This is a genomic window from Streptomyces sp. NPDC054813, from assembly GCF_053611365.1.
In genome coordinates this window covers 467,763-480,070 of sequence record NZ_JBSHAF010000005.1, presented here as the reverse complement: position 1 = coordinate 480,070, position 12,308 = coordinate 467,763, and the positions used below count along the sequence as shown (strand labels likewise).

The window sequence follows — 12,308 nt, the reverse complement described above, 5'->3', positions numbered from 1 at the left end:
TTGGGCGTGGTGGGGGGTGTTTTCGAGAAACCCGGGGGTGACACCCTCCCCGAGTCTGCCGGGCGCGCGCGCCCGGGGCCCCCGCCCCTTGTGACGGGGGGGCCGGGGCTCCCGCTTTTACGGCCGTTCCTGCCTTCGGCGCAGTGCCGGTCCCCCATCCGGAGTACCTGGCGTGCCGGTCCCGAAATCGTCTCATAGCGTGACCATATGAGTCACTCTCCGTGCGCCCGTACCGTCGTCAGCTGCACCCTGCTGGTGACCGCCCTCGGCGCGGGCGTCACCGCCTGCGGATCGGACGGCAACCCGCTGTCGGGCAAGCCGTACGACGCGGCGGACCAGGTCTCCTTCAACACCCCCACCGGCGCCGGGAAGCGGGCCGACCCCGACAAGCCGCTGGAAGTCGTCGCCAAGAGCGACGAGGACCGGATCACGGACGTCACGGCCGAGGACGCCACCGGTCGCCTTGTGGCGGGCGAACTCGACGCCGACGGCCGTCGCTGGCACAGCACCTCCCCGCTGGCCGCCAACGCCCACTACACGGTCCAGGTCAGCACCGAGGACGAGGACGGCGCGCCCGGCCGCAAGGTCCTCACCTTCGACACCAGCAAGCCCACCACCCAGCAGCGGCTGAAGGTCACCTTCGGTCCCAAGGCGGGCGAGTACGGCGTCGGCCAGCCCGTCACCGCCCAACTCGACCACCCGGTCAAGGACAAGGCCCAGCGCGCCATCGTGGAGCGCGCCCTCAGGGTCGACTCCGTCCCCGCCGTCGACGGGGCCTGGTACTGGGTGAGCGACAAGGAACTCCACTACCGGCCCAAGGACTACTGGCCCGCCCACGCCACCGTCCAGGTGCGGAGCGACCTGGACGGCGTCAGGATCAGCGACCGCCTGTGGGGCGGCGCGGCCGCGCCCCTGAAGCTCACCATCGGCGACAAGCTCCTCGCCGTCACGGACGCCGCCGCCCACCAGATGACGGTGTACAAGAACGACAAGGAGATCAACCAGATCCCGATCACCACCGGCAAGCCGGGCTTCGAGACCCGCAACGGTGTCAAGGTCGTACTGGAGAAGCAGTACTTCGTACGCATGCGCGGCTCCACGGTCGGCATCGCCGAGGGCACCTCGGACTCGTACGACCTTCCGGTCTACTACGCCACCCGGGTGACCTGGTCGGGCGAGTACGTCCACGCCGCGCCCTGGTCGGTGGGCTCCCAGGGGTACGCGAACGTCAGCCACGGCTGCACCGGCATGAACACCTCGAACGCCGAGTGGTTCTTCGACACCTTCCACCCGGGCGACCTGGTGAAGGTCGTCAACTCCAACGGCGAGGAGATGGAGCACTTCGGGAACGGCTTCGGCGACTGGAACCTCGCCTGGAAGGACTGGCGCAACGGCAGCGCCCTCGTCAACGGCACCCCGGACGGCCCGAAGCCCCAGGACGCGGCAAGAGTGCAGCCGGCCGCCCTGTGAAGTGCCCTCAAGGGCAGCGAACCCAGGGGCGCGGGGCCGTATCCGACATGCGGGCACCGCCGCGTGGGCGCGAACGGCCCCCACCGGCCCGCAGTCGCGTACTCACCGCGCCCCGCCCTCTCCTAGGCGCTCTGCAGCCTCCGCTGCCGCAGCAAAGACGCCAGGGCGGCCGCGAACTCCACCGGATCCACCGGCAGCGTCACAGCCGCGTCCGCACGGCTCCACGTGGCCAGCCACGCGTCCTGCGGCCGCCCGATCAGCAGCAGCACCGGCGGGCAGTTGAACACCTCGTCCTTGATCTGCCGGCACAGCCCCATGCCGCCCAGCGGCACGGCCTCGCCGTCCAGCACGCACACGTCGACGCCGCCCTTGTCCAGTTCGGTGACGACCGCCTGGGGCGTCGCGCACTCCACGAACTCGACGAACGGCACATCGGGAGCCGGCCGCCGGCCCGAGGCCAGCCGTACCTGCTCGCGGGTGTTGGAGTCGTCGCTGTAGACCAGCACCGTGGCGGTCGGCTGCATTGTTCCTCCGATACGCGGGGACGGGAGTCGTCGTACGGACAGGACCGATGCGCCGGATGCTACTCCCCCGGACACCTCGTCAACACCTGTTGGAACACCGCTTCGATGGGCCATCCGGGCAGTACACACGGTGCGGACACCCCGAACGGCACCCCCCGGAGTGAGCGCGAGATAAGCGACCGACATAATGTCGGTCGTGGCGACAGCAACGACAGTAGAAACCGGGCACGCGCACCCGTCGGTCAATCGGCCGAACCTCACCAGCGTCGGAACCATCATCTGGCTGAGTTCCGAGCTGATGTTCTTCGCGGCCCTCTTCGCGATGTACTTCACCCTGCGATCGGTGACCGGTCCGGATCACTGGAAGGAGATGGCGAGCCATCTCAACATTCCGTTCTCCGCGACCAACACCACGATCCTGGTGCTCTCCTCCCTGACCTGCCAGCTCGGCGTGTTCGCCGCCGAGCGCGGGGACGTGAAGAAGCTCCGGGGCTGGTTCATCGTCACCTTCGTGATGGGCGCGATCTTCATCGGCGGTCAGATCTACGAGTACACCAGCCTGGTGAAGGAGGACGGGATCTCGCTCTCCTCCGACCCGTACGGCTCGGTGTTCTACCTGACCACCGGCTTCCACGGCATGCACGTGACGGGCGGCCTGATCGCCTTCCTGTTCGTCCTCGGCCGCACCTACGCGGCGAAGCGCTTCACGCACGAGCAGGCGACCGCGGCCATCGTCGTGTCCTACTACTGGCACTTCGTCGATGTCGTCTGGATCGGCCTTTTCGCCACGATCTACCTGATCAAGTAGCCGGGCCGGCTCCACGCGCTGCAGAAGCGCACAACCCAGAAGCATCGACGCAGAAGATCCTGACACCGGGGTAATCCGTGAAAAAGCTCTCCGCACGACGACGCCATCCGCTGGCGGCGGTCGTCGTCCTACTCTTTGCGCTGGCGGCCACTGGGGGGCTGTACGCCGCGCTCGCGCCCGCGGGCCAGGCGCAGGCCGATGAAACCTCCCAGTCCCTGACCATTGAGGAGGGCAAGAAGCTCTACTCGGTCGGCTGTGCCAGCTGCCACGGCACCGGCGGTCAGGGTTCGTCCGACGGCCCCAGCCTGGTCGGCGTGGGCGCCGCGGCCGTCGACTTCCAGGTCGGCACCGGCCGTATGCCGGCCGCCACCTCGCAGGGCCCGCAGGTCGTCGCGAAGAAGAACATCTACACCCAGGCCCAGATCGACCAGCTCGCGGCGTACATCGCCTCGCTGGGCGCCGGTCCCGAGGTGCCCACCAAGGAGCAGTACGGTCCGGGCGGTGCCGACATCGCCGCGGGCGGTGAGCTCTTCCGCACCAACTGCGCGCAGTGCCACAACTTCGTGGGTGCGGGTGGCGCGCTGACCAAGGGCAAGTTCGCGCCGAGCCTGGAAGGCGTCGACCCGAAGCACATCTACGAGGCCATGCAGACGGGCCCGCAGAACATGCCGTCCTTCCCCGACACCACGCTGTCCGAGAAGAACAAGAAGGACATCATCGCGTACCTCGACGCGGTCAACAGCCCCAAGACGGAGAACCCCGGCGGTCTCGACCTGGGCGGCCTCGGGCCGGTCAGCGAGGGCCTGTTCGCGTGGATCTTCGGTCTCGGCGCCCTGATCGCCGTCGCCGTCTGGGTCGCCGCTCGGACCGCAAAGGCCAAGAAGTCATGAGTAGCCAAGAGATTCCAGAAGAGAACCTGCCCGCTGAGCAGGGCCACGCGCACGGCGCCGTGAGCATCGCGGACGAGAAGGACCCGTTCGCGGACCCCGGTCTGCCGCCTCACGAGCACCGGATCCAGGACATCGACGAGCGGGCCGCCAAGCGGTCCGAGCGCGTGGTGGCCCTGCTGTTCACGGTGTCGATGCTGGCCACCGTCGGCTTCATCGCCTCCTATGTGACGATCCCGAAAGACAAGTCGATCTTCGTCTTCCCGATCGGTCACATCAGCGCGCTGAACTTCGCGCTGGGCCTGACCCTCGGTGTGGCGCTGTTCTGCATCGGCGCGGGCGCGGTCCACTGGGCCCGCACCCTGATGTCCGACGTGGAGGTCGCCGACGAGCGGCACGCCATCTCGGCTCCGCCGGAGGTCAAGGCCAAGGTCCTGGCCGACTTCAAGCAGGGCGCCAAGGAGTCGGCGCTCGGCCGGCGCAAGCTGATCCGCAACACCATGTTCGGCGCGCTGACCCTGGTCCCGCTCTCCGGTGTGGTGCTGCTGCGCGACCTCGGCCCGCTGCCCGGCACCTCGCTGCGCCACACGGCGTGGTCGAAGGGCAAGCTGCTCGTCAACATGAACACCAACGAGCCGCTGCGTCCCTCCGACGTCGCCGTCGGCTCGCTGACCTTCGCCAAGCCCGAGGGCGTCGAGGAGTCCCAGGAGGACTTCCAGAACGTGATGGCGAAGGCGGCCCTGATGATCATCCGGCTGCAGCCGGACAACATCAAGGACAAGCGCGAGCTGGAGTGGTCCCACGAGGGCATCGTGGCCTACTCGAAGATCTGCACCCACGTGGGCTGCCCGATCTCGCTGTACGAGCAGCAGACCCACCATGTGCTCTGCCCGTGCCACCAGTCCACCTTCGACCTCTCCGACGGTGCCCGAGTGATCTTCGGCCCGGCCGGTCACGCCCTGCCGCAGCTGCGCATCGGTGTGAGCGAGGAGGGCTACCTCCAGGCGCTCGGCGACTTCGAGGAGCCCGTCGGTCCTGCTTTCTGGGAGCGCGGATGAGCACTAACGAGAACTCCGAGTCCCGCGAGCGCGGGAAGGCACCGGCCGGCGAGCGCGTCGCCGACTGGGCCGACGGACGGCTCGGGATCTACTCCCTGGCCAAGTCCAACATGCGCAAGATCTTCCCCGACCACTGGTCGTTCATGTTGGGCGAAGTGTGCCTGTACAGCTTCATCATCATCATCCTCACGGGTGTGTATCTGACGCTGTTCTTCCACCCGTCGATGAACGAGGTGGTGTACCACGGCAGCTACGTCCCGCTCCAGGGACAGATGATGTCCGAGGCGTTCAACTCGACCCTGCACATCTCCTTCGACGTGCGCGGTGGTCTGCTCATCCGGCAGATCCACCACTGGGCCGCGCTGATCTTCCTCGCCGGCATGTTCGTGCACATGATGCGCGTGTTCTTCACCGGCGCGTTCCGCAAGCCGCGTGAGATCAACTGGCTGTTCGGCTTCCTGCTGTTCGTCCTGGGCATGTTCACCGGCTTCACCGGTTACTCGCTCCCGGACGACCTGCTCTCCGGCACCGGTGTCCGCTTCACCGAGGGTGCGATCCTGTCGATGCCGATCGTCGGCTCGTACATCTCGTTCTTCCTCTTCGGCGGGCAGTTCCCCGGCCACGACTTCGTCGCCCGGTTCTACTCGATCCACATCCTGCTGCTGCCGGGCATCATGCTCGGCCTGGTGGTGGGCCACCTGATCCTGGTCTTCTACCACAAGCACACGCAGTTCGCGGGTCCCGGAAAGTCCGAGAAGAACGTCGTCGGCATGCCGCTGCTGCCGGTCTACATGGCCAAGGCCGGAGGCTTCTTCTTCCTGGTCTTCGGTGTCATCGCGGCCATCGCGGCGACCACCCAGATCAACCCGATCTGGGCCATGGGCCCCTACCGTCCGGACCAGGTGTCCACCGGCGCCCAGCCCGACTGGTACATGGGCTTCGCCGAGGGTCTGATCCGTTACATGCCGGGCTGGGAGATCAACTTCTGGGGCCACACCCTGGTCCTGGGCGTCTTCATCCCGCTGGTCCTGTTCGGTCTGGTGCTGGGCGCGATCGCGCTCTACCCGTTCATCGAGTCCTGGGTCACCGGCGACAAGAGCGAGCACCACATCCTGGACCGGCCGCGCAACGCCCCGACCCGCACCGGCTTCGGTGTCGCCTGGGTGACCGTGTACATGGTCGGCCTGGTCGGTGGTGGCAACGACCTCTTCGCCACCCACTTCCACCTGTCGATCAACGACGTGACCTGGTTCGTCCGGATCTTCTTCTTCGCCGGACCGGTGATCGCGTTCCTCGTCACCAAGCGGATCTGCCTCGGCCTGCAGCGCCGGGACCGCGAGAAGGTGCTGCACGGTCGTGAGACCGGCATCATCAAGCGGCTGCCGCACGGTGAGTTCATCGAGGTGCACGAGCCGCTCAGCCAGGAGCAGCTGCACACCCTCACGGCCCACCACCAGTACGAGCCGGCCGAGATCGGCGCGGCGGTGGACGAGAACGGTGTCGAGCGCAAGATCAAGGGCTCCGAGAAGCTCCGCGCCAAGCTGAGCAGCGCCTACTACGGCGAGGACAACCAGATCCCGAAGCCCACCGTCGAGGAGTACAAGGAGATCACGAGCGGCCACGGCCACCACTGATCGACCGCGTCGCCACGCCACGGTCGAAGGGCCCCCGTCCGGTGTACGGATGGGGGCCCTTCGCCATGCCCGGGGCTGGATAGGGTAGGCCTGACACCGTTTTTTGCCGGTACGACGATCAGGAGCGGCCTTATGAGCGCTGTGACCCCCGCTGGAGGCGACATCGCGGCGGGCCGTTCCTGGCCCGAGGTGCTGAACGCGCTGCTGTACGGCCAGGACCAGGGTGCCGACGCGACCGCCTGGGCGATGGACCAGATCATGCGCGGTCAGGCGACCGACGCCCAGATCGCGGGCTTCGTCGTCGCTCTGCGCGCCAAGGGCGAGACGGTCGAGGAGATCAACGGGCTCGTCCGCGCGATGTACGCGCACGCCAACGTCATCGAGGTGCCGGGCCGCACGGTCGACATCGTCGGCACCGGCGGTGACGGCGCCAAGACGGTGAACATCTCCACGATGTCGGCGCTGGTGGTGGCCGGCACCGGGGCGAAGGTCGTCAAGCACGGCAACCGGGCGGCGTCCTCCGCGTCCGGTGCCTCGGACGTGCTGGAGAAGCTCGGCGTCAACCTCGACCTGACCCCGCGGCGGGTCGCCGAGGTCGCCGAGGAGGCCGGCATCACCTTCTGCTTCGCCGTCAAGTTCCACCCGGCGCTGCGCCATGCCGGCGCGGCCCGCGGCCAGCTGGGCATCCGCACGGTGTTCAACATCCTCGGCCCGCTGACCAACCCCGCGCAGGTGCGGGCCCAGGCGGTCGGCGTCGCGGACCCGCGCATGGCACCGGTCGTCGCGGGCGTCTTCGCCGAGCGCGGCAACTCCTCCCTGGTCTTCCGCGGCGACGACGGCCTCGACGAGCTGACGACCACCGCCACGTCCCACGTCTGGATCGTCCGCGACGGCAAGGTCACCGAGGAGACCTTCGACCCGCGGGACGTCGGCATCGAGCTGGTCCCGGTGGAGGCGCTGCGCGGCGGCGACCCGTCGTACAACGCGGAGGTCGCCCGCCGCCTCCTGGACGGCGAGACGGGCCCGGTCCGTGACGCGGTCCTGCTGAACTCGGCGGCGGCCCTGGTGGCCCTGGACCCGGGCACCGGAACGCTGGCCGAGCAGATCCGTGCCGGCATGGACAAGGCGGCGGAGTCCATCGACTCGGGCGCGGCCAAGCGGGCGCTGGAGCGCTGGGCGGCGGCGACCAACCGGTAGGCGCCGAGCGGAAAGAGCATGTGGCGCCGGCGCCTTCGCCAGTCCGTCATCCGGACATGAGTTGCGCGCCGGCGATCACTTCATCTAGTTTTCGAGTCAGGTCATGAGTGACAGTCATGAGGCCCCGGCCGACTGTCCGGCAACCCTCCGTCCGTGGCGGGGTGCCCCGGGTGAAGACCAGGCCGTAGGCAGCGAGGTCTGCGGCAAGCGCGGATCCCTCACGCTCTTCTGAATGAGCACAGCCCAGGGATCCTGGTCATCGAGGGAGTCTCCCGTGAGCAACCGAATGCGCTAGGGCGTCGAGCCCCCACTTCCGCGCGCCCCTTTTCCCTTTCTTCCTTCCTCTCACGGGAGTTCCGCCATGTCCGTCTCCACCGCTGTCTCCGCCCAGTCGGTCTGTGCCCCTCTGCCCGTTCTGGGGCGAGATGTCACCGTCCCGCTCGTCACCGGCGGCGAGGTTACCTACGCCGCCCTCGACTACGCGGCCAGCGCCCCCGCCCTCCAGCGTGTCTGGGACGACGTGGCGGCGTACGCGCCCTACTACGGCAGCGTCCACCGCGGCGCCGGCTACCTCTCCCAGCTCTCCACGGACCTCTTCGAGAACGCCCGCCGGACCGTCGCCGAGTTCCTCGACTGCCGCCAGGACGACCAGCTGGTCTTCACCCGCTCGACCACGGACTCCCTGAACCTCCTGGCCCGCGCCCTCCCTGCCGACTGCCAGGTCTTCGTCTTCGAGACCGAGCACCACGCGAGCCTGCTGCCCTGGCAGGACGCCCGGGTCAGCTACCTCGACGCCCCGCGCACCCCGCGCCAGGCCGTGGCGACCCTGGAGAAGGCCCTCGCCGACCGTGACCCGCACGGCCCGGCCCTGGTCTGCGTCACCGGCGCCTCGAACGTCACCGGCGAGCTGTGGCCGGTCCGTGAGCTGGCCGCCGCCGCACACGCGCACGGCGCCCGGATCGTCCTGGACGCGGCCCAGCTGGCCCCGCACCACCCGGTGAGCGTCCGCGAGCTGGACGTCGACTGGATCGCCTTCTCCGGCCACAAGCTGTACGCCCCCTTCGGCAGCGGCGTCCTGGCCGGCCGCGCCGACTGGCTGCGGGCGGCCGAGCCGTACCTCGCGGGCGGCGGCGCCAGCCGCAAGGTCACCCGGCGCGAGGACGGGGGAGTGGCCGTGGAGTGGCACGAGAGCGCCGCGCGCCACGAGGCGGGCTCCCCGAACGTCATCGGCGCCTACTCGATCGCCGCGGCCTGCAAGGCACTGACCGAGGCGGGCTTCGACACCCTGGTCGCCCGCGAGCGGCACCTGATCGCCAAGGTCCGGGAGGGCCTCGCCGAGGTGCCCGAGGTCCGTGTCCTGTCCCTCTTCGGCGACGACGCCCCGCGCGTGGGCGTGCTCTCCTTCGTGGTCGAGGGCTGGAACAGCTCCCACTTCGCCGCGGCGCTCTCCGCCGAGCACGGCATCGGCGTCCGCGACGGCCTCTTCTGCGCCCACCCGCTGGTCAGGACCCTGCTGGGCTCCGACCCGCAGACCCAGGGCGAGTGCGGGGCGCCGGAGGCGGCACCGGGCGAGAAGTCCCTGAACGCCATCCGGGTGAGCTTCGGAGCGGGAACGCCCGACGAGCACGTCGAGCGTTTCGTGACCGCGGTACGGGAACTGGTGACCGACGGTGCGAAGTGGACGTACCGCACGGAGGACGGTCGCTGCGTACCTGCGGTGAGCTGACCTGCTTTCAGGGGCGCGGGGAACTGCGCGACCAGCCCCCACCGACCTGCAGGGTGGTCCACTGCGGGTCCGTCGTGGCTGGTCGCGCCCACGCGGCGGAGCCGCATGTCCAAAACAGCCCCGCGCCCCTTACGGGGCTAGCTGTCCAGGCCGATCGCGAACGCCGCCTCCAGGTCGTGCTGGGAGTACGTGCGGAACGCGACGTGCGTGTCCGTGCCCTCCACGCCCTGGATCTTGCTGATCCGGCCCGGGATCACGTCGGCCAGGTCCTCGTGCTCGCGCACCCGGACCATGGCGATCAAGTCGTACGTACCGGTGACGGAGAAGACCTCGCTGACGCTGTCCAGCGCGGCGATCTGTTCCGCGATCTCGGGGATCCGGTCCACGCTGGTCTTGATGAGGACGATCGCGGTGATCACGGCTGGTTCTCTCCCTCGGGTGCCGGAGCTGGGGCGGCCTTCACTTTAGTCCCACGGCCGTACCGCACCCACGCGTAGCCGACGCCGAGTCCGAAGCCGACCAGGTGGGCGAGGTAGGCCACGCCGGGGCCGGAGGGGGCCTGGTTCAGGGCGAGCCACTGCAGGGCCGCCCAGAAGGGGAGCACCACCCAGGCCGGGAACCGGAGCGGAAGGAAGAAGAGGAACGGCAGAAGACTGGTCACGCGGGCGTTGGGGAACAGGTACAGGAACGCTCCGAGGACCGCCGAGATCGCCCCGGACGCCCCCACCAGCGACTGCTGGGACGTGGCGTTGGCCGCCGCGTAGCCGAGCAGTGCGAGGTAGCCGCAGCCGATGTAGAAGAGGGTGAACTGCACGCGGCCCATCCGTTCCTCGGTCATCGCCCCGAAGACGAAGAGGAAGAGCATGTTGCCGAGCAGGTGCACCCAGCTGCCGTGGATGAACAGCGCCGTGGCCGGGGTGAGCACCTCCCGGGCCGGACCGTCGAACAGGTCGGCGGGGACCACCCCCCAGCGCCGGAAGTACGCGCGCTGCGCGGCCGCCAGGGCGTCCCCGGTGCCGTAGGACGGGGTGAAGCCGGACGCCGGGCCGAGCACGAAGATCAGGCAGCACACGGCGATCAGGGTGTAAGTCATGGGCGCCGACGTGCCCCTCAGGCTCCGCAGGGTCCGGCCGGCCGTGGTGTTCCAGTTGCCGATCATGGACATAGAGCATGGCGTAACGGGACGCACCGGTGCAGATCGCCTCGCCGCCGTGGACAGGGCGGCGTCGAGTACTCGCCAGGCCGTAGGGTAACGAGCCACACGCGTCGGGACGGCGCGTCACGGACACTAGAAGGAAGCGAACAGTCACGATGACGGTTCCCCTGCCGACCGCCACGACGCGGTGGCGCTGCACCCTCTGTGGCAACCTCACGCGGTTCGACGTGACCCGCTCGTCGAAGGTCGTGGAGTACGTGCACCTCGACCTGGCCGGTGAGCCCAAGGTCGAGGAGCGCGAGGTGGTCAGTGAGACCATCGAGTCGGTGCGCTGCCGCTGGTGCAACGCGGTGGACCAGGTGGAACTCGTGGACAGGCCGGGTGCCGACTCCTGAGACCGGGAGGCGGCCCCGCACAGGTGATGGGGTGTGACGGATGGTGGAGACCACAGGCGGGGGGCCGGGCGACGGCACCGCCGAGGTGCTTGACCGTCCGTTGCCCGACGGCGTGCGACGGCGTGTCGTACAGATCGTGTCGGACGGCTTCGGCGGGCTGACCGTCGCCGAACTGCCCGCCCAGCTGCGGCAGTACGCCCGGTTCGCCCCGAACCGGCGGGCCAAGTTCGCCGGCAACGCCATGGCGACCGCGCTGGAGACGGACACCCTCTTCCGGCAGCGGATCGGGGAGAAGCTCAGAGAGGCCCAGCCGGAACTCGCCGGCGCCCTCGACTCCGGCTCACCGCCCCCGGCCGCGGACCCGCTCGATGTGGCGGCCGCGGCCTACGTACTGCGCCCCCCGGGCTGGGTGAAGCTGGTGGCGGCGGCCGGCGAGGAGGCCCAGCGGGCCGACGCCGAGCGCGCCGACGAGGAGAGCCGGGCCGAACTGGAGCGGCTGCGCGAGGAGCTGGACCGGGCCCGGGAGCAGACCCGTGCCGACACGGAGCGGCTGCGCGGCGAGCTGGACGCGGCGAAGAAGGAAGCGGAATCGCTTCACCGCAAGTTGCGCGCGGCCCTCAGTGACGTCAAGCGGGGTGAGGCCGCACTGCGCAAGATGCAGGGCGAGATGGAGTCGGTGCGCACCGAGGGACAGGCCCAGGTGTCCGCCGCCGAGAGCGAGGGCCGGCGGCTCAAGGCCCGGCTCGGCGAGGTCGAGGCCGCCCTGGAGGCCAGCCGCCGGGCCGCCCGCGAGGGACGCAGCGTCGAGGACATGAGAGTACGGCTGCTCCTGGACACCGTCCTGGACGCGGCGCAGGGGCTGCGCCGCGAACTGGCGCTGCCGCCGGTGTCGGTGCGGCCCGCCGAGACCGTGGACGCGGTCGAACCGGGACGAATGACCCCGAAGGACATCGCGGCCCGGGCGCTCTCCGAGAACGACCCGGCCATTCTCAACCAGCTGCTCGCCCTGCCCCAGGCGCACTTGGTCGTCGACGGCTACAACGTGACCAAGACGGGCTATCCGCAGATGCCGTTGGAGAAGCAGCGGCTGCGGCTGCTCGGCCAGCTCTCCCAGCTCGCCGCGCAGACCGGCGCCGAGGTCACGTGTGTCTTCGACGGCGCCGAACTCGCCGCCCCGGTGCTGCTCGCCCCGCCGCGCGGGGTCAGGGTCCTCTTCTCCAAGCCCGGTGTCACCGCGGACGAACTGATCCGCCAGCTGGTGCGCGCCGAGCCGCCGGGCCGTCCGGTGATCGTCGCCTCGACCGACCGCGAGGTCGCCGACGGGGTCGCCAAGGCGGGTGCCCGTCCGGTCGCTTCTGCGATGCTTCTGAAGCGACTGTCCTGAAGGTTCAACGGACATATGCAATGCCCGAATTGACCGAACCGTCACGCAACGTAGCGTCAATCGAGCATT

Annotated in this window: 12 protein-coding genes and 1 riboswitch; of the genes, 9 read left to right on the top strand and 3 right to left on the bottom strand. The window is 69.3% G+C overall.

The genetic code is table 11. The features are described 5' to 3' along the window. Window positions 1–207 precede the first annotated feature (207 nt). Complete coding sequence (locus tag ACWGJB_RS13095) at window positions 208–1,470, top strand: Ig-like domain-containing protein (protein WP_453380247.1); 1,263 nt, start codon at window positions 208–210, stop codon at window positions 1,468–1,470. Between the two features lie 122 nt (window positions 1,471–1,592). Here ACWGJB_RS13095 and ACWGJB_RS13090 read toward each other — a convergent pair whose 3' ends face one another. Next, window positions 1,593–1,994 carry a hypothetical protein gene (locus ACWGJB_RS13090; RefSeq protein ID WP_453380246.1) on the bottom strand — a complete coding sequence of 134 codons (402 nt, stop codon included), beginning with the start codon at window positions 1,992–1,994 and terminating at the stop codon, window positions 1,593–1,595. 187 nt (window positions 1,995–2,181) lie between these two features. Between ACWGJB_RS13090 and ctaE the strand changes: the two genes are divergently transcribed. The 6 genes from ctaE (at window position 2,182) to ACWGJB_RS13060 (ending at window position 9,304) form a co-directional block, all read left to right on the top strand. Continuing rightward, window positions 2,182–2,802, top strand: a complete 621-nt coding sequence (gene ctaE, locus ACWGJB_RS13085; RefSeq protein ID WP_351695412.1) for an aa3-type cytochrome oxidase subunit III — start codon at window positions 2,182–2,184, stop codon at window positions 2,800–2,802. A 77-nt stretch (window positions 2,803–2,879) separates the two neighbouring features. Further along, entirely contained in the window at window positions 2,880–3,692 is an 813-nt protein-coding gene (gene qcrC / locus ACWGJB_RS13080; RefSeq protein WP_453380245.1) for a cytochrome bc1 complex diheme cytochrome c subunit, read from the top strand. Next, entirely contained in the window at window positions 3,689–4,747 is a 1,059-nt protein-coding gene (qcrA, locus tag ACWGJB_RS13075; RefSeq protein WP_450759900.1) for a cytochrome bc1 complex Rieske iron-sulfur subunit, read from the top strand. The genes qcrC and qcrA overlap by 4 nt, the downstream gene beginning before the upstream one ends. Further along, window positions 4,744–6,381, top strand: coding sequence for a cytochrome bc1 complex cytochrome b subunit (qcrB, locus tag ACWGJB_RS13070; protein ID WP_453380244.1), 1,638 nt, complete (start codon window positions 4,744–4,746; stop codon window positions 6,379–6,381). The genes qcrA and qcrB overlap by 4 nt, the downstream gene beginning before the upstream one ends. Window positions 6,382–6,513: 132 nt before the next feature. Next, on the top strand, window positions 6,514–7,578 hold the full coding sequence (gene trpD, locus ACWGJB_RS13065; protein WP_453380243.1) for an anthranilate phosphoribosyltransferase: 1,065 nt from the start codon (window positions 6,514–6,516) through the stop codon (window positions 7,576–7,578). Between the two features lie 99 nt (window positions 7,579–7,677). Then, window positions 7,678–7,794: riboswitch (SAM riboswitch) on the top strand. Window positions 7,795–7,939: 145 nt separating this feature from the next. Further along, complete coding sequence (locus tag ACWGJB_RS13060) at window positions 7,940–9,304, top strand: aminotransferase class V-fold PLP-dependent enzyme (protein ID WP_453380242.1); 1,365 nt, start codon at window positions 7,940–7,942, stop codon at window positions 9,302–9,304. A gap of 137 nt (window positions 9,305–9,441) precedes the next feature. On the opposite strand, the gene ACWGJB_RS13055 is transcribed toward ACWGJB_RS13060, so the two are convergent. Both ACWGJB_RS13055 and ACWGJB_RS13050 read right to left on the bottom strand, forming a co-directional pair. Continuing rightward, window positions 9,442–9,723, bottom strand: coding sequence for an Lrp/AsnC family transcriptional regulator (locus ACWGJB_RS13055; RefSeq protein WP_382541271.1), 282 nt, complete (start codon window positions 9,721–9,723; stop codon window positions 9,442–9,444). Then, a complete protein-coding gene (locus ACWGJB_RS13050) occupies window positions 9,720–10,463 on the bottom strand; it encodes a rhomboid family intramembrane serine protease (RefSeq protein ID WP_453380241.1) in 744 nt (247 codons plus the stop codon). Before ACWGJB_RS13050 ends, ACWGJB_RS13055 begins: the two co-directional genes overlap by 4 nt. Before the next feature lie 152 nt (window positions 10,464–10,615). Here ACWGJB_RS13050 and ACWGJB_RS13045 point away from each other — a divergent pair, with 152 nt between their 5' ends. Further along, entirely contained in the window at window positions 10,616–10,855 is a 240-nt protein-coding gene (locus ACWGJB_RS13045) for a hypothetical protein (RefSeq protein WP_009309707.1), read from the top strand. Window positions 10,856–10,895: 40 nt separating this feature from the next. Further along, window positions 10,896–12,239 (top strand): NYN domain-containing protein, encoded by a 1,344-nt coding sequence (locus ACWGJB_RS13040; protein ID WP_453380240.1) that lies wholly within the window; start codon window positions 10,896–10,898, stop codon window positions 12,237–12,239. Window positions 12,240–12,308: the final 69 nt, after the last annotated feature.

What these genes read in the sequence shown, in the direction of transcription:
- ACWGJB_RS13050 (WP_453380241.1), bottom strand. Translation starts at nt 10,463, where the DNA reads ATGATCGGCAACTGGAACACCACGGCCGGCCGGACCCTGCGGAGCCTG.
- trpD (WP_453380243.1), top strand. Translation starts at nt 6,514, where the DNA reads ATGAGCGCTGTGACCCCCGCTGGAGGCGACATCGCGGCGGGCCGTTCC.
- qcrA (WP_450759900.1), top strand. Translation starts at nt 3,689, where the DNA reads ATGAGTAGCCAAGAGATTCCAGAAGAGAACCTGCCCGCTGAGCAGGGC.
- ctaE (WP_351695412.1), top strand. Translation starts at nt 2,182, where the DNA reads ATGTCGGTCGTGGCGACAGCAACGACAGTAGAAACCGGGCACGCGCAC.
- ACWGJB_RS13090 (WP_453380246.1), bottom strand. Translation starts at nt 1,994, where the DNA reads ATGCAGCCGACCGCCACGGTGCTGGTCTACAGCGACGACTCCAACACC.
- ACWGJB_RS13095 (WP_453380247.1), top strand. Translation starts at nt 208, where the DNA reads ATGAGTCACTCTCCGTGCGCCCGTACCGTCGTCAGCTGCACCCTGCTG.
- qcrB (WP_453380244.1), top strand. Translation starts at nt 4,744, where the DNA reads ATGAGCACTAACGAGAACTCCGAGTCCCGCGAGCGCGGGAAGGCACCG.
- ACWGJB_RS13040 (WP_453380240.1), top strand. Translation starts at nt 10,896, where the DNA reads ATGGTGGAGACCACAGGCGGGGGGCCGGGCGACGGCACCGCCGAGGTG.
- ACWGJB_RS13060 (WP_453380242.1), top strand. Translation starts at nt 7,940, where the DNA reads ATGTCCGTCTCCACCGCTGTCTCCGCCCAGTCGGTCTGTGCCCCTCTG.
- ACWGJB_RS13045 (WP_009309707.1), top strand. Translation starts at nt 10,616, where the DNA reads ATGACGGTTCCCCTGCCGACCGCCACGACGCGGTGGCGCTGCACCCTC.